We start from the raw sequence: 19,507 nt of genomic DNA, 5'->3' as shown, positions 1-19,507 counted from the left end.
CGGTTCCACTCTGGTTGAAAGCATAATAAATACACGCTTTCCACTTGAAGTCCAGTAACGAGGACGAACCGACTTGCCTACATAAATTTCAGCAAAGTGCTCGAACGGTGCATTTCCGTAAAACAGCGGTATAGGTCACTTTCAGCCAATGATGACCCTCTCTTTTAATACATGGTTTACGTACTTCTCCTTCTCAGGCGCTTTAGATCTATTTAATTCTTTAGTCAATTAAAGTTAAACATATTTTACAATACGTTTTTTAAAAGTGAAAGAAAAATGCCGTCGATTAGTTCACATATTTCCCAACACGTGCAATCGCCTTATCTTTTCCGATTAACATAATTGCATCGGCTAATTCTGGACCATGCGTTTGGCCCGTTGTGACAACACGAATTGGCATAAATAAATTTTTCCCTTTATGGCCAGTTTCTTTTTGAACCGCTTTAATTGCCGCTTTAATAGATGCTGCATCAAACGTTTCAAGTCCTTCGAGTTGCGTTTTAAATGAAGCCATTACTTCTGGAACTTGTTCGCCAGCTAATACTTCTTTCGCTTCTTCATCATATTCGATTTCTTCTGTAAAGAATAGACTCGATAGCTCGACAATTTCTGCACCAAAGCTCATTTGATTATGATATAAGCCAATTAATGCAGTAGCCCAAGCTTGTTGTTCTTCATTTAACTCTTCTGGAAGTAAACCAGCTTTTTGTAAATGAGGTAATGCAAGTTCTACCACTTTCTCAAGAGGCAGCATTTTAATATATTGGTTGTTCATCCATGTTAGTTTATTTTTATCGAACATCGATGGTGACTTCGAAAGGCGTTTTTCATCAAAAATTTCAATGAATTGTTCTTTTGTAAAGATTTCTTCTTCGCCTTCTGGAGACCAGCCTAATAATCCAAAGAAATTAAACATTGCTTCTGGTAAATAGCCAAGATCTTTATATTGCGCAACGAATTGAATAATCGTTTCATCACGTTTTGATAGTTTTTTATGATCTTCATTTACGATTAGTGTCATATGACCGTATTGTGGATATTCCCAGTCAAATGCATCGAAAATCATCATTTGTTTTGGTGTGTTCGATAAATGCTCTTCCCCACGGAATACATGTGTAATATCCATAAAGTGATCATCTAATACAACCGCATAATTGTATGTTGGGATCCCATTTGCTTTCACAAGTACCCAATCCCCAACATCTTTTGATTCAAACGTTACTTCACCACGAACTAAATCAGTGAATTTATACGTCGTGTTTTCCGGCACACGCATACGAATTGTGTGAGGAATACCTTCTGCTTCTTTTGCAGCTACTTCTTCTTTTGTTAAGTGACGACATTTCCCATCATACGTTGGCGCTGCTACACCTTTTGCTCTTTGCGCTTCACGAGATGCTTCTAATTCTTCTGATGTACAGAAACATTTATAGGCAATACCACGCTCTAAAAGCTCTTCGGCATGTTTTGTATAAATATCTAAACGTTCCATTTGGCGATATGGTGCGTATGGGCCACCGATATCCACTGATTCGTCAGGTGTAATGCCTAACCAACGTAAATTATCTAGCTGAGATGCTTCTCCGCCCTCTACATTACGTTCGATATCTGTATCCTCAATACGTACGATAAATTTCCCATTATGGTGTTTTGCAAATAAATAGTTAAATAACGCTGTACGTGCCCCACCAATATGTAAAAACCCTGTTGGAGATGGCGCATAACGAACGCGAACTTCCTTTGTCATAAATAGTGCCTCCTATATATTAAAAAATCACTTTGTCAATTTTACCATTGTGCTTAAGTAAAGGGAAGAAGGGGGTTATTCCGCCAAATTTTTTATAAATTCCGCCAAACCGGGGCAGAATTCCGCCAATATTCATGAAAAACCCGCCAAATCAAGCTTTAATTCCGCCAAACCTTATTTCTTAATCAACAAAATCGTTGCCATCGCTGCAATGCCTTCTTCACGTCCAGTAAAACCTAGTTTTTCTGTTGTCGTTGCTTTTACATTTACTTGCGATGCATCGGCATTTAATAGTTCTGCAATACGGTGACGCATCGGTTCAATGTAAGGTGCTAGCTTCGGACGTTGCGCCATAATCGTACAATCAACATTTCCAAGGACATAGCCTTTTTCCTCAACAATTTTCCAAATGTGTTCTAATAATTTTGCGCTATCTGCATCTTTAAATGCTGGATCTGTGTCTGGGAAATGATGTCCAATATCCCCTTCTCCAATTGCCCCTAATGCAGCATCTGTCACTGTATGTAATAACACATCTGCATCAGAGTGACCAATTAACCCACGATCGTGAGGAATGGTAACGCCACCTAAAATTAAAGGACGTCCTTCTGCAAATGCATGAACGTCAAATCCTTGTCCAACTCGAAACATATTGTATAGCTGCTTTTTACGAACTAGTCGAAATGAGCAGCTTTCACCGTCCTTTGCTTTAAAATGATCTAATTTACTACTTCATATATTAACATAATTCCCATTAAGAATGATTATAAGCAGGATATTCCTCTATTTTAATTGAATATAAAAGGTGGAAAACGTAATACTTAAGATTGAACAAAATTTCAAGGAGGCTATTATATGTTTAATTTACAAGATAAAGTTGCGATCGTGACAGGTGGATCTTCCGGTATCGGTTTAGCGACAGTGAAAGCATTTGTTGCAAAAGGAGCAAAAGTAATTCTTTCAGATATTAATGTTGAAGGTGGAAATCAACATGTCGCAGCTATCCGTGAAACTGGTGGAGAAGTGACATTTTTTGAAGCAAACGTTGCAGATGAATCGGCAGTACAAGCACTAGTTCAATTTGCTGTTGATACATACGGTAAATTAGATATCATCGTGAATAATGCCGGTATTGGAGTTTTAGCTGAAACTCACCAGCTTTCATATGAGGATTATCACCGCGTCATTAAAATCAACCAAGATAGTATTTTCTACGGTTCAAAATATGCCATCCAAGAATTTTTAAAAACGGGTAGTGGTGGGGCAATCGTGAATGTTGCTTCGATTTTAGGTACTGTTGGTCAGGCCGGTGCATTTGCTTATAACGCATCTAAGGGCGCTGCTAATCTTATGACAAAATCATTAGCTGCTGAATACTCAAGTAGGAATATTCGAATCAACTCAGTCTGCCCTGGATATGTAGAATCAGGAATGGTGAACAAAGAAGCTCTAGGCGATTACTATGATGGATTGGTAGCACAACATCCAATTGGACGCCTTGGACAACCGGATGAAATTGCTCACGCGATCGTGTTCTTATGTGAGAATGAATTCACAACAGGCGCAAATCTGTTAGTTGATGGTGGGTATACGTCGATATAAGTCATACACCATACTAGAGCCACTCCAAAGTCTTTTCTATGGGGTGGTTTTCTCGTTTTCTAGAACGATAACAATATCACCAATTTTTAAAATTCCGGACCTCATATCCGACTTAACTAGAAATAAGCGCAGAGCTACATTATTTTCACTTAACTATAATTAAGTCGTATCATACTTTCTCCAAATAATAAAAAGCCCGCTCACTTTTTTAATCAAGTAAACGGGTAATTGCTCAATTGTATTTTCCTACACTAAAAATCCGCGTTTTCGTAAAATTGCTTCACCTAACACTAAGTCTTCTTTAGTTGTCATTTTCAAATTATCATAGCTTGCTTCGACAATGTGTACGGGGTGACCGAGGCGTTCCACTAACATCGCTTCATCTGTTCCTAGGAATCCTACTTTTTCTGCAACATCTTCTGCTTCTGCTAATAAATCAAAACGGAAGGCTTGTGGTGTTTGGATCATCCAAAGACTTTCACGGTCCACGGTTTCCACAATGATGCCATCGCGCACTTTTTTCATCGTATCTTTTGCTTTTACTCCCGCTATTGCTGCACCACTTTCCATGGCACGATTGACTAAGCTCGCAATGATTTCACGCGTAATAAACGGTCTTGCTGCATCATGAACAAGGACGATCTCAACCTGTTCCATTTCTTTAATACATGAATGCACTGAATGTTGACGTTCTTCGCCACCGTCTGGTAATCCTTTTACCTTTGTAATCCCATACTGCCCGATCAGCTTCTCAATAAATTCACGTTCTTCTGGCTTTACTGCTAGCCAAATACCGGTACAATATTCGTCATTTTGGAACACTTCCAATGTATGAATTAAAATCGGCTTATTTTCTAACAATAAAAACAATTTATTTTGACCTGCTCCCATGCGTTTTCCGCTTCCTGCTGCAGGTAACACTACTTCATATTGCACATTTTCACTTCCCACTTTTTATGCCGCTTGCTCGTCTTTTGGTTTTGCAAAAATCATACGTCCTGCTGATGTTTGTAATACACTCGTAACGGTAACCATAATCGACTGACCGATATAGCCTCGGCCCCCTTCAACGACAATCATCGTACCATCATCTAAATAAGCTACACCTTGATTATGTTCTTTTCCGTCTTTAATCACGAGTACCTGCATATCTTCACCTGGAATAACAACAGGCTTGACTGCATTGGCAAGATCATTAATATTTAACACTTGCACATGGTGTAATTCGCATACTTTATTTAAGTTAAAATCATTTGTTAATATTTGTGCTTCCATTTTCTTTGCAAGACGTACTAATTTCAAATCGACTTCATGAACATCTTCAAAATCCTCTTCGGTAATTTGTACTGTTGTTGCACGCTCGTCTTGTAGCTTTTTTAAAATATCCAATCCTCTTCGACCACGTGTACGCTTTAACGTGTCAGATGAATCAGCAATATGCTGAAGCTCTGTCAACACAAATTGAGGTACAATCAACACGCCTTCAATAAAGCCTGTAGAGGAAATATCAGCAATTCTTCCGTCGATAATCACACTTGTATCAAGCAGCTTGTATAACACTTTAGATTCCACCCCAGATATCCCTGAGTCTGAACCTTTCTTTTTCCCACTCGTACTAGACTTCGAGAACATTTGAGTTAACTCGTCTCGCTTTGTAAAACCAACACGGAATCCCAAATAACCTAGAATAATTGACATTAATATTGGTAAAACTTCTGTCACAATCGGAATTTGAATACGTTCAATGGCAAAACCAATTAAAAATGCAACAATCAAACCAACGATAAGTCCAAGTGTCCCAAAAAATAAATCTACTGCCGGGATTTTAAATAAAACCCCTTCCATCCAAACAATCAATTTCACAAAATAATCCGACAATGAAAATGATAAAAGGAATAATAAAATTGCTCCTAATGTTACCGAAACATATGGATTGTTAAGCCAGGGATTAGATGATAAATTAATTAATTCGTATAATGGCGGTAAAAATACAAAACCTAACGCTCCACCGATAAATAGGAATGCGATTTGAATCACTCGTTTTAACATATTTCCACCTCCTTTTCTTAGGTTAATTATACATAGTTCAGTTACACATTGCCCGAATGAAACACCTGTCATTTGACAATTTAGGAGTTAGACCCCCCAATTTACTATAAGTGTATAATTTATAGTATGTTTTATTACTACCCAAAATTAAATAGAAAAATGCTCATACAACCAAAAGATTATATGAGCATCTAAAATTACCTTATAAATCCTGAAAACAAGCTCTCAAAGCCTCATTAATTGTTTCCACACCGATAATTTGAATACCATTTGGATATTCCCAACCACCTAAATTTGATGCTGGTATAAAAATCCGCTTAAATCCAAGTCTAGCTGCTTCCTGCACACGTTGTTCAATCCTTGAAACCCGACGCACTTCTCCCGTTAATCCGACTTCACCAACAAAACAATCCGTCCCTTTAACAGGTTGATCTTTATGGCTCGAGACAATTGAAGTCATAACGGCTAAGTCAATAGCGGGCTCATCTAATTTTACGCCACCTGCTACTTTAATATAGGTATCTTGCGCTTGAAGCAACATCCCCATTCGTTTTTCAAGCACAGCCATTAATAGCTGCACACGGTTGCCATCCACACCGGTTGCCATGCGTTTCGGATAATTAAAACTTGTGGGCGTTACTAAAGATTGAATTTCAACTAATATTGGTCTAGTCCCTTCCATCGATGCCACAATCGTAGAACCTGCTGCATCATGGGACCGTTCCTCTAAAAATAACTCAGAAGGATTTAAAACCTCTTTTAACCCTGCATGGACCATTTCAAAAATTGCAATTTCATTAGTGGAACCAAAGCGATTTTTCTGACTTCGTAATATTCGATACGTATGGTGACGCTCCCCTTCAAAATAAAGCACGGTATCCACCATATGCTCGAGTAAGCGCGGTCCCGCAATTTGTCCTTCTTTTGTTACATGGCCCACTAGGAAGATGGCAATTCCTTTTGTTTTAGCAATGCGCATGAGCTCTGCGGTACATTCACGTACTTGAGATATACTCCCCGGTGCACTGGTTACTTCTGGGTGATGAACCGTTTGAATGGAATCGACTATGACAAATTTCGGTGCGACCTCTTCAATCGTTTTATTAATTAATTCTAAATTCGTTTCCGAGTAGATATATAACTCGGGCGATTGTACACCGAGTCGGGATGCACGAAGTTTAGTTTGGCGCATGGATTCTTCACCCGATATGTACAGTACGCGGTGTCCTTTATTGGAAAGGAGTGCTGATACTTGCATGAGTAACGTGGACTTCCCAATACCAGGATCTCCTCCAATTAACACAAGGGAGCCCGGGACAATCCCCCCTCCTAATACACGATTGAGTTCACTCATTTCTGTTTCAACACGAGGCTCATCTGCTGTTTCAACATGAATAATTGGTGTTGCCTTCTGACTCACCGTGTTGGAATGCTGGAATGCACCACGAGGCCCCTTTGATACGACTTCTATTTCCTCCACAAAGGTATTCCATTCCCCACAGCCTGGACAACGCCCTAACCATTTCGGCGATTCATACCCACAAGAATTACAACCAAATTTCGTTTTTTTCTTTGCCATATGCCCTCCTATTTCTACTTTTATCAATAATTATAAAGAACATTTGTAATGACAACAATTATTCCGGACATTTGGTGCTAGTTCTGAAATTATCCCTATACTATCCTCCAAAAAGAAGTGCCCCGTAAGGAAAAACATTTACGGGACACTTTTTAGTAATTATCTAATTTCCACTATATCTTTTTGACGAACGATAAATTCACCGTCAGCATAATCAAATACGATATGTCCACCTGGTGAAACATTTCCTTTTAATAATTCTTCGGATAAACGGTCTTCCACATGTTTTTGTAATGCGCGACGTAATGGACGTGCACCATATTGTGGATCGTATCCTTCTTCAGAAATTTTCTCTAAAGCAGCATCCGTTAACTCCAGCTCGATATTTTGTTCTTTTAATCGTGCAGTTAAAGAATTTGCCATTAACGAAATAATTTGTTTTAATTCTTCTTTTTCTAGTGAGTGGAACACAATCATGTCGTCAATACGGTTTAAGAATTCAGGACGGAATGCTTTTTTCAATTCTTCAAGCATTGTTCCTTTCATATCTTTGTATTTATTTGCATCATCACCTGCACCAAAGCCAAGGCTCTTACGGTATTTCAATGCGTCTGCTCCCACGTTCGATGTCATAATGACAACTGTATTGCGGAAGTCCACTTTACGACCTTTTGAATCCGTTAAGCGTCCATCATCTAACACTTGAAGTAAAATATTGAACACGTCTGGATGTGCTTTTTCAATTTCATCAAATAATACAACTGAGTATGGTTTACGACGAACTTTTTCTGTTAATTGACCACCATCATCAAAACCTACATAACCTGGAGGAGAACCAACTAAACGAGATGTCGAATGTTTCTCCATGTATTCAGACATATCAATTCGAATCATTGCATCCTCATCACCAAACATTACTTCTGCTAAGGCACGAGCAAGTTCTGTTTTCCCTACACCAGTAGGACCTAAGAAGATGAATGAACCAATTGGACGTTTTGGATCCTTTAATCCTGCACGAGCGCGGCGAATTGCTCGAGAAATGGCTTCTACTGCTTCTCCTTGACCAACCACACGTTTGTGTAATTCATCTTCTAGGTTTAGAAGTTTGGCAGATTCCTCTTGTGCAATTTTTGAAACAGGAATTCCTGTCCACATCGCAACCACTTGTGCAATATCTTCAACCGTTACTTTTGATTCTTCCTTGCCTTGTTTTTCTTTCCATGTTTTCTTTGTTTGATCTAATTCATCTTTAATTTTTTGCTCTGTATCGCGTAGTGCTGCTGCTTTTTCAAATTCTTGACTTGATACTGCTGCATTTTTTTCATTACGCACACCTTCAAGTTTATCTTCTAACGCTTTTAAGTTTGGTGGAACAGTGAAAGAACGTAAGCGTACTTTCGAACCAGCTTCATCAATTAAGTCAATCGCTTTATCTGGTAAAAAACGATCTGAAATGTAGCGATCTGATAATTTTGCCGCTGCTTCTACTGCTTCATCTGTAATTTTCACACGGTGATGCGCTTCATAACGATCACGTAAACCATAAATAATTTGAATTGTTTCTTCAACAGATGGCTCATCAACTTGAATTGGTTGGAAGCGACGTTCTAAAGCGGCATCTTTTTCAATGTATTTACGGTATTCATCTAACGTTGTTGCACCGATACATTGTAGTTCACCACGCGCTAGGGATGGTTTTAAAATGTTGGATGCATCAATTGCACCTTCAGCCCCACCTGCACCAATTAATGTATGAAGCTCATCGATAAATAGAATGACGTTACCTGCTTGGCGAATTTCATCCATTACTTTTTTCAGACGATCTTCAAATTCACCACGGTACTTTGTTCCAGCTACAACTGTTCCCATATCAAGCGTCATTACGCGTTTGTCACGTAAAATTTCAGGCACTTCATTGTGTACGATTTGTTGCGCTAACCCTTCTGCAATAGCCGTTTTACCTACACCTGGCTCCCCAATTAAGACAGGATTGTTTTTTGTACGGCGAGATAGTACTTCAATTACCCTTGTAATTTCTTTGCTACGACCAATAACTGGATCTAATGTACCTTCTCTTGCGATCGCCGTTAAATCACGTGCTAAGCCATCTAAAGTTGGTGTGTTCACGGATTGAGTTGGGTTTGATGAACTTTGTGCCGCATCATTATTGCCTAATAATAACAATACTTGCTGACGCGCTTTATTTAAGCTAACACCTGCATTTGCTAATACTCGTGCTGCAACACCTTCCCCTTCTCGGATAAGTGCAAGTAAAATATGTTCTGTACCGATATAGGCGTGACCAAGTTTTCTTGATTCATCGACAGATAATTCGATTACCTTTTTGGCTCTTGGTGTGTAATGCACGATTGGTCCAACATCTTTTTGTCCTTTACCGACTAACTCTTCAATACCAGATTCAATAATTTGTGGGCTAATGTCGATTGCTTCTAAAGCTTTTGCAGCGATTCCCCCACCTTCACGAATAAGTCCAAGTAAAATGTGCTCAGTACCAATCGATTCGTGTTTCCAACGAATTGCTTCTTCTTGTGCTAATTGCAACACCTTTTGTGCTCGTTGAGTAAAACGGTTAAACATCATATTTTTCCTCTCCTTTTTCCATTGAACTTTGTCTATTAACATTGAGTTTTTCACGTAATAATTTTGCTCTAAAGATGTCGCGTTCTGCTGGTTGCAAAGTTGTACCTGCATATTGTTGAACAAAGCCAGGCTGAATTAATATCATGCACTCGTTTAATACACTTAATGGAACATCATTAATGATCCCTACATCGACTCCTAGGCGAACATTCGATAAACAAGCAGCTGCTTCTTCACTTGTCATCACCCGCGCATACCGTAAAGTGCCTAATGAGCGGTTAAAACGATCTTCTAACACTACTTTTGATTTCTTAAGGAGTGCTTCTCGTGCCCCACGCTCGCTTTGGATAATTTGAACGACAATATTTTGTAGATCATCAATGATTTCTTCTTCGGATTTCCCTAACGTTACTTGGTTTGATATTTGATAAACATTCCCTAAATTTTCGCTACCTTCTCCATATATCCCTCTTACCACCATTCCAAAACGGGCGAGCATTTGAGTGACTGCTTTAATTTGTTTAGACATGGTTAACGCTGGTAGGTGCATCATGACAGAAGCTCTAAGGCCTGTTCCTACATTGGTTGGGCAGCACGTTAAGTAGCCGAAGCTTTCATTAAATGCATAAGGTAGTTGTTTTTCTAGATGACTATCCAGTTTATTCGCCAATTCATACGTCTCTAACAGCTGCAATCCTGGTAATAAGCATTGAATACGCAGGTGATCTTCTTCGTTGATCATAACGGAAATGGTTTCATCACTAGATAACAGTACGGATGCGGATTTCTCTTTCTTTGCTAAAAGAGGACTGATTAAATGTTTCTCTACTAAAACTTGCCGTTGTAACAATGGCATTTCTTTTATTGTAAAGTGAGAAAAAATCCGCTTATCATTATTTATGTTTAAAACTGCCTGTGATACCACTCCATCAATTTGTTTTGCTTCTTGTTCAGTAAAACTTAATGGATATCGATATCCTTCTAGATTCCGAGCCAATCGAATGCGTGTGCTTAAAACAATATCTGCATCAAGACCTTTATCATCCATCCACCCTGGCGCCTCGCTTTTTAGAAAATGTTCTAAATTCATGGTGCATCCACACCCCCACGTTCAAGCTTTCGTTCCATATCTTTTATTTCATCACGCAATTTTGCAGCATCTTCAAAACGTTCTTCTGATATGGCAAGAAGTAATTGCTCCCGTGTTGTTTCAATTTGCTTTTTTATACGAGTATGATCGTTCGTCGGTCTACCTGGTGATTTGCCAATATGTTTTGTTCCAGCTTGAATTTTTGTAAGTACTTGTGGAAGTTTATTACTAAATGTCTCATAACATTGTGAACAACCAAGTTTCCCTTCATTTAAAAATTGACGGAAAGTATAGCCACATTGTGGACATTGCGTTATTTTTTGCGTAGTAGCTTGTAGCTTTTCTTGTGCATTGTTCCAAACTGGTAAACCAAACAGATTCGAAACTAGTTGATGAATAGGAATTTGTTCATCCTTATGAAAGTCAATATTAAAGGGATGGAATTTGTTCGCACACACCTCACAATAATGCCTTTCACTTTTTTGGCCATTTACAACTTGTGTTACCGTTACTGTTGCTTGCCGATCTTTACAGTGTTCACAAATCATGACCAATCACCTCTTTTTAAATTAGTTTTAAAATTTCACTTCGGGATTTGACTTGCTTATTTATCATATTTCAAAGTTGTCAGCATAGATGTTAAGATATATGATCTCAGTTCATCTCTTACAGGTAATTGCAATCTGAGTGTAGTACGATCAATCGCAGCAAGGATTAATTTTGCTTCTCTTTTCGTGATAACGTCCTCGTCGATTAAACGATAAACGATATCTTCTGCCATTGATTGGGTAGCACCATTATGGATTTGCCTAATCATATCGTCGAGCAAATCAATTTTCGAATGTGCCTTTACACGTAAAATGCGAATATAGCCACCGCCTCCACGTTTACTTTCGACTAAATAACCTCTTTCTGCTGTAAACCTTGTATTAATTACATAATTTATTTGTGAGGGTACGCATTGGAATTTATCTGCCAATTCACTACGTTTGATTTCAATATGTCCCTTGCCACCTAATTCGATAACTTGTTTTAAATAACCTTCAATGATGTCAGATATATTTCTCATTTTTTATACCTCACCTCACTTACTACTGACTTTGACTATCTTTGACTATATTATATAAATGCTAAAATGAAATTGCAATTAAAACGCCTACCTTAAAACTTAAAAAAAATCGACAAAATCGCGTTTAAACGGTTTTGTCGATGTAGTATTCCCTATTTTTAAAAGTCCTAACCTATTTTTACTGTTATTAAATACCAATCATTCAGCAATTATACCCAACGTCCGACAATTGGGTAGTTCCAGCTCGAATGATCAAGCGCTTTAATAATCCCTATAATCGGTACGACGATTGTCATAATCACGAAAATAATTAAGAATGGAATACCAATTATAACGAAACTTAGCACTGATGCAATGAAAATTAAAACATACATAACCCCTTGGAATAACAACGCTTGCACCGCCATACGTTTTACTTCTTCCTCCGTACTAATTAAGAAAAACAAGATTGGGACTAACACCGGTGCAAAAAAGGCACTCGCATGCACAATAACCTTTGCCCATTTACTTTCCATATATATCAACCTTTCGTATCATTATTGATTTTCTTTTATAATACATATACGGACCATTGTTACAATTAGTTTCATAAAAATCTTAACGCACTAACTAAAATTAGAATCGATGAAACAAAAAAATAAAGAAACGTGGGCGATTAGCCACGTTTCTTTATTTTTTCTTTAAATCAGCTGGTTTTGGATCTGGTTCTTCTTCAACTTCCTGGGCAAATAGTCCGTGAGCTAAAACACCAGAAAAAAGGGAAGCACAAATCACAATTAGTATTTGATGATTTTTAGGTACATCACTAAAGTAATTTTTTAACATGAAGATTGCCGCAACCGTAACTATAACCATTACAGGGATAACAAACTTAAGCCGTCGTTTGTCCATTTCAATACTTCCTTTTCTATGTAAAATTTCTGCATTAATTAAATTGATTAATAATATTAAGCTATTGTAATTTTACATGGGATACGAAAAAATTACAAATTACGCTCTTCCTTACTTGCATAACATACAAACATTATGAAAAAACGAAGGAATTTTGCCCATAATGTGGAAATGTATAGTAAAGTTAATGTATTATTAAGATTAAAAATTGCAAGTAATGAATCTACATAAAATAGAAATAGGATGGAGCACATTATGGTTATATTCAAAACTCGAGCGCCTAAACCGCTATCTAACTTTTTTGAAATAGAAAAGTATGTAAACCAAGTTCAACTTGACCTTTCAAAATATCCAGACTTATTAAAACAAATTGATCTTATTCAATTAAAAAAAGACGATTTGGCGATATTAAAGCAATTACAACCACTTACAGACGAACTAATTCCACAAATGGTCAATCAATTCTATGACTCTATTACGCTAAGTGAACATTTAGTAAGCATTATTCAGCGCCATTCGCAAATTGATCGTTTAAAAGTAACGTTATCAAAACATTTATCCGATATTTTTGAAAGTCGTATAAATAGCGCCTATGTAGAGGAAAGAAAAACGATTGCAGCGGCCCATGTGCGTATCGGTCTAGAATCTAACTGGTATTTAAGTTCCTTCCAATCGTTAATGACTACATTTATTAATTTTGTTACAAATCTAGATATTACAAAAGAAGATGCGACGAAAGCGATTAATGCTTTTTCTAAAATTATTAATTTAGAACAACAGCTCGTAATTCAAGCGTACGATGCCGAACAACACCGTATCCGGACAGAAGACTTACAAGTAAAGCTTGCTCTAGTATCTACAATCCAAAATACAGCGGAAGAACTAAATGCAATTAGTGAAGAAACAACCGCATCTTTATACGTTATTTCATCACAATCTGAAAATATTGCCTCTGCAACAAAACAAGGGTTAGACTTTGTAGCTGATACAGAGGAAAAATCAAACCTTGGAAAAAATCACCTAGAAACACAAACGAAACTCATGAATGTCATTTTAGAAAGCGTTAATTTATTAGAAAAATCTATGACCAGTTTACGTATTTCCTCTCAAAAGATTACCGAAATCGTTGGCTTAGTAACTGGCATCGCAGACCAAACCAACCTTCTTGCATTAAATGCCTCGATTGAAGCAGCTCGGGCTGGCGAACATGGGAAAGGGTTTGCAGTGGTAGCTGAAGAGGTTCGAAAGCTTGCTGAGGAAACGAAAAATGCTGTACAAAACGTATCCCATCTAATACGTGAAACAGAAAATAACATTGGCAACATGACATCCTCTGTAAATAATGTAGATGAACAAGTACAAAAAAGTGTGCAAACACAACAAAGCTTAGAAGAATCCTTTAACTCTATTGCAAAAGCTGTATCAGGTATTAAAGAGCAATATACAAATACTTCACAAGACGTAAATGAAATCACGACGCTCATTAATGAATTAACGAAGAGTGCAACCCTAGTATCTTCCTCATCTGATTCTTTATTAAATGTAGTTAATGAACTTAATGATTAATGAGTACACAAACAAAGGAGCCGTCCAAAGTGATTTTGGACGGCTCCTTTGCGACGAGGATAGTGACAATTTATTGTTACTACCGCAGGAGCACAACTTTTTAGCGATATTTTATTATTAGAAGCATAGATGTCCAGAAAGTGTAGTGCTTTCTGGACATCCTCTTTTTCATTATTCTGGATTATTATCCAATAGCATTCGACGCTCTTTCGTGTTTTCTCGTTTCGCTTTTCGTAAACGTTGACGAGCGCCACCAGTTTCAAATAACCGTTTCTCTCTATCCGTTTCAGGGAACACACCTATCACAGGGGTAGGCTTGCCATGTTGATCCACCGCAACCATTGTGACAAAAGATTCCGTCGTTAACTTTACTTCCCCTGTCCGGAAATTACGCGACATGACCCGTACGTATACCTCCATCGTTGTTCTACCCGTGGAAGTAATCATCGCTTCTAATTCCAAAATATCTCCAACATCGACAGGTGAAATAAAATCAACGGAATCTAAGGAAGCTGTGACTACTTCAGATTTGGAATGTTTCATTGCTGTTATGGCTGCAATCTCATCAATATATGCTAACACTTTCCCACCAAAAATAGAGCCGTGATGATTTGTATCTGGTGGTAATACCAAATGCGTTTGATACGAGCGGGAATGACTTATTGGTAATGCGTTGCCCATCATTGTATCCTCCATTACTTTACATTCATTATAACTAATTTAAATAACCGTTTTAATCGTAATAAATTTCAAATCTGTCATTTCATCTATCGCATACTTAATGCCTTCTCGTCCATAACCACTACTTTTTACTCCACCATACGGCATGTTGTCCACTCGGAATGTTGGAATATCATTTACTACTACTGCTCCCGCCTCTAACTCTTCGGCCGCTTTCATAGCATCGGTTAAAACATTTGTATATATTCCGGCGTTTAACCCTAAGTCTGAAGCATTTACCAACGAAATCGCCTCCTCTAGTGACTGATAAGGTACAAGCGATACGATTGGTGCAAACGTTTCTTGGCATACAATTTTCATATCTGGTGAAACATTTGTCATTACAGTAGGTGTCATCGTACGTTCTGTAAATTCCGCTCCAGTAGCAACCGTTGCCCCTTGTTGTTTTGCTTCGTCAATCCACTGTTTCAATCGGTGTACTTCATCTGGATGAATCATCGCACTAATATCAGTCGCTGGGTCTAATGGGTCACCTAATTTTAACTTTTTCGTTTCTTCCACAAAGGCGTTTGTAAACTCCTCATAAATCGATTCATGCACATATACTCGTTGCAAGGAAATACAAACCTGTCCAGCAAAAGCAAAGGCTCCACCGACACATCGGGAAATGATTTCTTTAATAGGAGTACTTGGCTCCACAATAACTGCTGCATTAGAGCCAAGTTCCAACGTAATTTTCCGTAAGCCCACTTTTTCCTTAATTTTAAGTCCCACTTCGCCACTACCCGTAAACGTCACTTTTTTCACAAACGGGTGCGTCACTAACGTATCACTTAACTCCCCACCAGAACCTGTCACAATTTGAAGTACGCCATCTGGTAGTCCTGCCTCTTTGAAAATTTCCGCCATCACCAGGGCACTCAATGGCGTTTGCGTTGCCGGCTTTAAGACAATCGTATTCCCTACCGCAATGGCTGGTCCTAATTTATGTGCCACTAAGTTAAATGGGAAGTTAAACGGCGTAATAGCAGAAACAACTCCCAATGGAACCCGTTTTGTATAGCCAATACGATCTTTCGTACCGGGTGCTGCATCCATTGGTACGGTTTCGCCCATGGATTGTTTGGCAGCCTCTGCTGAAAATTGATATGTAGCAATAGTCCGGTCAATTTCAGTAAGCCCAGCAGAAATCGGTTTACCGGCTTCCATTGCTAAAATGCGTGCAAACTCGTCTTTTCGCCCGCGCATAATATCTACAACTTTATATAAAATCTCAGCTCGCTCATATGCTGTCGTTTTTTTAAAGGATTGGAACGCTTGATGTGCCCCTTCAATTGCCTTCTCCACATCACAAATCGAAGCTTTTGCAACTTTTGCAATTTCCTCTCCTGAATAGGGTGCTGTTAAGGAATAGCTTTTTTCCGTTTGAATCCATTGTCCATTTATCCAAAGTTTTGTTTCCTTCATCGTTACCACCTCTGTATTATTGTACCAGTTGAATGGAAAATTAAAAAATTTCGAAGACTTATTCTTTTAATTAAAAAAATCCACAACTTCAGATATTCCACTTGGCAAAAACCAACCCAGCTCTAAAAAGATATCTGCAATATCCAATAGATCCGTTAAATTTAACAATTGGGCAACTGGAGTTACATTAAGCAGCTCTTGCACCTCCATTAGATCTTGAACTACCTTTTGAATGGCTACAATAAGTGCATAGTGCTTGGCATTTTTAAATATTTTCTGCTCCATTAGTTGACCATGAAAATGAACGATTTCATCCATTTTCATATTGTTCGTTGCTGCTAAAGCTAAAACACCGAGATATGGATAGTGCATCTTTTTCACTTTTATATTTCTTTTGGTTAACTCTTCTTTTAACTGAATGACGTAATGCAATAACACCTCATTGTATGTACTACTATAAATAGTTGCAATTTGAGCTAAAGCTTGTAAATGATTGCCCATTGCAAATTGATGCTTTCTAAATTCATTGTAATAACGAGCAATCGTTTCTGCCTGAACTAACGCTTGTGTATTACTTGGAATTGTTAAGTACACGACATACGGAATATCTTCTGCTGAAGTTAGGATGCGTTGGTTACGGTTCATCTCCGTATATAATTCTTTTGCGCGGTTAGTATGTTGTTCCTTGTCCCCTTGTAAAAATAATGCTCCAATCGCTCGAAAAGGAGAACTTTTAAATTTTGCCTCTTTTAAGAGATGGTCGTTTTCGATTAGTTCAGGCACCTTAGAGAGGTTATCTCCTTCTCCCAATACAAGCTGTGCTGCAAATCTGTAGCTAATGGTGGACGAGTTTCGAATGGGTAATGCTCCTTTTGCCATTTCGTCCACCTGGTCTATTACCTTTTGGAGCATGACACCACTAAATGGCTTTTTTGCTAAAGTATATTTACACGCTAACGACATAACTAGTTGTTGATCTACCCCACTACCAATATAATTGATGACGCGCTGATAATTTTGCTCAAATGCAATAATAAATTGTTCGTTATCCACGTTTATCACTCCCACTATTTTCTACGGCTATAACAGCAGTTAAGTTTCACATACAAAAAAGCACCTCATTTGTTAGATAGTGTAACAAATGAGGTGCTCCCTAATTTAACTTCTATGCGACTAATGGTACATTTTGTTTTACTTCAATAAAACGAATATGATGATCTTCCTTTTCAAATATTTTGAACGTAAATCCTTCATATTCAATATCACTTTGTTGGTTTAGATCCATATCTTGAGAGAAGTACCAACCACCTATTGTATCGACATCGGGATTTTCCAATTCGATATTTAATAGTTTGGCTACATCGTCTAACAAAACTTTTGAGTGAATGATGTAATGACCTTCTTTTACTTTTCGAATATCTGCAATTTCATCATCATCAAACTCATCGCGTATTTCACCAACGATTTCTTCTAAAATATCTTCAACAGTAACTAAACCAGATGTTCCACCATACTCATCTAAGAGAATAGCAATATGGATACGTTCTTTTTGCATTCTTGTTAATAAACTTTGGATTGGTGTTGTTTCCATAGCTTTAATAACCGGATTCATAAAGTTTTCAATTGTAAAGTTCTCCGATGTAATACGATTACTGATGCCTTGCGTTAAAAAATCTTTAATATTTAAAAAACCAATGATATTATCACGGTCTTCTTCATAGACAGGGTAACGTGTATAACGTTCTTCTTGGATTGTCGTTAATACTTCATTAAAGGAAGCACGTTTTTCAAACCCAACAATTCCTGTTCTTGGCACCATTATTTCACGGGCAATACGATCATCAAATTCAAATATATTGTTAACGAACTTTAGTTCATTTTGATTAATTTCACCGCTTTTATAACTTTCCGTTAATAATAATCGTAATTCTTCCTCTGTGTGGGAGAGCTCATGTTCAGAAGCAGGCTTCATACCAAATATCCCGACTAACAAACGAGCAGAACCATTTAGGAACCAAATGAACGGATATAAAATTTTATAGAAAATCATAATCGGTTTTGCAAATAATAGCGTAATTGTCTCAGCTTTTTGGATGGCAGCTGTTTTCGGAGCAAGTTCCCCGACTACAACGTGTAAGAATGTAGCAATCGCAAAGGCTGCAGCAATTGTAAAGATATGAACATAGTTACTTGGGATTCCGATTGCTTCAAACATCGGATGTAATATAAATTCAAAAGTTGATTCCCCAACCATACCAATACCAAGAGCTGTCACTGTTATCCCTAATTGACAAGCTGATAAATATTCATCCAAATGGGTTGTAACATGTTTCGCAGCAAGGGCACCTTTCTTCCCCTCTGCCACTAACTGATCAATTCTGGATTGCCTTACCTTTACAATGGCAAATTCCGTCGCAACGAAAAACCCAGTCATTGCTATTAAAATAGTAAAAATCGTTAAGTTTATTACGGTCAATCAGATGTCTTACTTAAAAAAGTAAGACTTCACCTCCTAGGTTATAAGTAATAATAAAGACTGCATTAATGCAGCACTTTCTGTTGATACTTTATTTTTAATCGAGTTTTGAGTCGATTGTTCTTGTTGTTTCATTTGTTCGAGCAGTGTCGTGACTTCACTTTGAAGTGTTTGCATGTGTAAACGAATCTCGTGGATGTCAATTTCTTCATATTGATGTTCTTTTTCAAAGGAGTACTTTATATCTTGTAAACTCATACCATTCGCTTTCATTTCTTCAATTTCACGTAGTCTTTCAATACTATCGGAAGAGTAATAGCGGTAATTCGAAGTAGAACGTTCTGCTTTTAACAAACCAAGATTTGTATAGTAATCAATTGTACGCTTTGTAATCCCAGTAATTTCAGCTAACTCACCAATTTTTAGTTTCTCGATCCCATCGTCTACACCCCCAAACCATCACGTTATAGTTTTATTATATACGACTAAATAAATTATTTCAATCAATCAGTAGAGTCGTATTCATTTAATCCTTTTATTTATACTCTAGTTATTTCTACGATTGATGAGCGGGCAAGTTTCATATATTTTTAAAATTAATTTTTAGCCAACAAGTTCACTGCGTCATCTATATTAGTCTGTATTACCTAATATAGCGATAATCCTTTTTTACTAATTTTTAGTTTACA

18 protein-coding genes and 1 other annotated feature (1 of these 19 running past the window's edge) are annotated in these 19,507 nt (G+C 37.6%); of the genes, 2 read left to right on the top strand and 16 right to left on the bottom strand.

Annotated elements, in window-relative coordinates; genetic code table 11:
• Positions 1-205, bottom strand: a binding site (T-box leader); it reaches 20 nt to the left of the window's first position.
• Between the two features lie 81 nt (positions 206-286).
• On the bottom strand, positions 287-1,747 hold the full coding sequence (gene gltX, locus EK386_RS06070; RefSeq protein WP_126658148.1) for a glutamate--tRNA ligase: 1,461 nt from the start codon (positions 1,745-1,747) through the stop codon (positions 287-289).
• A 174-nt stretch (positions 1,748-1,921) separates the two neighbouring features.
• Positions 1,922-2,398, bottom strand: coding sequence for a 2-C-methyl-D-erythritol 2,4-cyclodiphosphate synthase (gene ispF / locus EK386_RS06065; RefSeq protein WP_126658147.1), 477 nt, complete (start codon positions 2,396-2,398; stop codon positions 1,922-1,924).
• 204 nt (positions 2,399-2,602) lie between these two features.
• Here ispF and EK386_RS06060 point away from each other — a divergent pair, with 204 nt between their 5' ends.
• On the top strand, positions 2,603-3,349 hold the full coding sequence (locus EK386_RS06060) for an SDR family NAD(P)-dependent oxidoreductase (protein ID WP_126658146.1): 747 nt from the start codon (positions 2,603-2,605) through the stop codon (positions 3,347-3,349).
• Positions 3,350-3,595: 246 nt separating this feature from the next.
• Here the strand turns inward: EK386_RS06060 and ispD are convergent, their stop codons facing one another.
• From ispD to EK386_RS06015, 9 genes are all read right to left on the bottom strand, one after another.
• The gene (gene ispD / locus EK386_RS06055) at positions 3,596-4,285 is read right to left on the bottom strand and encodes a 2-C-methyl-D-erythritol 4-phosphate cytidylyltransferase (protein ID WP_126658145.1); all 690 of its coding nucleotides are present in this window, start codon (positions 4,283-4,285) and stop codon (positions 3,596-3,598) included.
• Positions 4,286-4,303: 18 nt separating this feature from the next.
• On the bottom strand, positions 4,304-5,398 hold the full coding sequence (locus EK386_RS06050) for a PIN/TRAM domain-containing protein (RefSeq protein ID WP_126658144.1): 1,095 nt from the start codon (positions 5,396-5,398) through the stop codon (positions 4,304-4,306).
• A gap of 202 nt (positions 5,399-5,600) precedes the next feature.
• Positions 5,601-6,977, bottom strand: coding sequence for a DNA repair protein RadA (gene radA / locus EK386_RS06045; RefSeq protein ID WP_126658143.1), 1,377 nt, complete (start codon positions 6,975-6,977; stop codon positions 5,601-5,603).
• 159 nt (positions 6,978-7,136) lie between these two features.
• Positions 7,137-9,578, bottom strand: a complete 2,442-nt coding sequence (locus EK386_RS06040; protein ID WP_126658142.1) for an ATP-dependent Clp protease ATP-binding subunit — start codon at positions 9,576-9,578, stop codon at positions 7,137-7,139.
• The gene (gene mcsB / locus EK386_RS06035; RefSeq protein WP_126658141.1) at positions 9,568-10,668 is read right to left on the bottom strand and encodes a protein-arginine kinase McsB; all 1,101 of its coding nucleotides are present in this window, start codon (positions 10,666-10,668) and stop codon (positions 9,568-9,570) included. Before mcsB ends, EK386_RS06040 begins: the two co-directional genes overlap by 11 nt.
• Complete coding sequence (locus EK386_RS06030) at positions 10,665-11,216, bottom strand: UvrB/UvrC motif-containing protein (protein WP_126658140.1); 552 nt, start codon at positions 11,214-11,216, stop codon at positions 10,665-10,667. The genes mcsB and EK386_RS06030 overlap by 4 nt, the downstream gene beginning before the upstream one ends.
• A 56-nt stretch (positions 11,217-11,272) precedes the next feature.
• The gene (locus EK386_RS06025) at positions 11,273-11,737 is read right to left on the bottom strand and encodes a CtsR family transcriptional regulator (protein ID WP_126658139.1); all 465 of its coding nucleotides are present in this window, start codon (positions 11,735-11,737) and stop codon (positions 11,273-11,275) included.
• Positions 11,738-11,946: 209 nt separating this feature from the next.
• Positions 11,947-12,252 (bottom strand): DUF4870 domain-containing protein, encoded by a 306-nt coding sequence (locus EK386_RS06020; protein WP_126658138.1) that lies wholly within the window; start codon positions 12,250-12,252, stop codon positions 11,947-11,949.
• 154 nt (positions 12,253-12,406) lie between these two features.
• Complete coding sequence (locus tag EK386_RS06015) at positions 12,407-12,628, bottom strand: hypothetical protein (RefSeq protein WP_126658137.1); 222 nt, start codon at positions 12,626-12,628, stop codon at positions 12,407-12,409.
• A 255-nt stretch (positions 12,629-12,883) separates the two neighbouring features.
• Between EK386_RS06015 and EK386_RS06010 the strand changes: the two genes are divergently transcribed.
• Positions 12,884-14,194 carry a globin-coupled sensor protein gene (locus EK386_RS06010; protein ID WP_126658136.1) on the top strand — a complete coding sequence of 437 codons (1,311 nt, stop codon included), beginning with the start codon at positions 12,884-12,886 and terminating at the stop codon, positions 14,192-14,194.
• A gap of 171 nt (positions 14,195-14,365) precedes the next feature.
• Here the strand turns inward: EK386_RS06010 and EK386_RS06005 are convergent, their stop codons facing one another.
• The 5 genes from EK386_RS06005 to EK386_RS05985 form a co-directional block, all read right to left on the bottom strand.
• Positions 14,366-14,875, bottom strand: a complete 510-nt coding sequence (locus tag EK386_RS06005) for an acyl-CoA thioesterase (protein WP_126658135.1) — start codon at positions 14,873-14,875, stop codon at positions 14,366-14,368.
• A 39-nt stretch (positions 14,876-14,914) separates the two neighbouring features.
• Positions 14,915-16,342 (bottom strand): aldehyde dehydrogenase family protein, encoded by a 1,428-nt coding sequence (locus EK386_RS06000; RefSeq protein WP_126658134.1) that lies wholly within the window; start codon positions 16,340-16,342, stop codon positions 14,915-14,917.
• A 66-nt stretch (positions 16,343-16,408) separates the two neighbouring features.
• Entirely contained in the window at positions 16,409-17,395 is a 987-nt protein-coding gene (locus tag EK386_RS05995; protein WP_126658133.1) for a DUF4003 family protein, read from the bottom strand.
• A 112-nt stretch (positions 17,396-17,507) separates the two neighbouring features.
• Complete coding sequence (locus EK386_RS05990; RefSeq protein ID WP_126658132.1) at positions 17,508-18,818, bottom strand: hemolysin family protein; 1,311 nt, start codon at positions 18,816-18,818, stop codon at positions 17,508-17,510.
• A gap of 36 nt (positions 18,819-18,854) precedes the next feature.
• Positions 18,855-19,238, bottom strand: a complete 384-nt coding sequence (locus EK386_RS05985) for a MerR family transcriptional regulator (protein WP_281274248.1) — start codon at positions 19,236-19,238, stop codon at positions 18,855-18,857.
• Positions 19,239-19,507: the final 269 nt, after the last annotated feature.

This window comes from Lysinibacillus antri (assembly GCF_003977595.1).
Lineage (GTDB): Bacteria > Bacillota > Bacilli > Bacillales_A > Planococcaceae > Ureibacillus > Ureibacillus antri.
The sequence above is the reverse complement of the archived record's forward strand: the minus strand, read 5'-3'. Positions and strand labels throughout refer to the sequence as shown.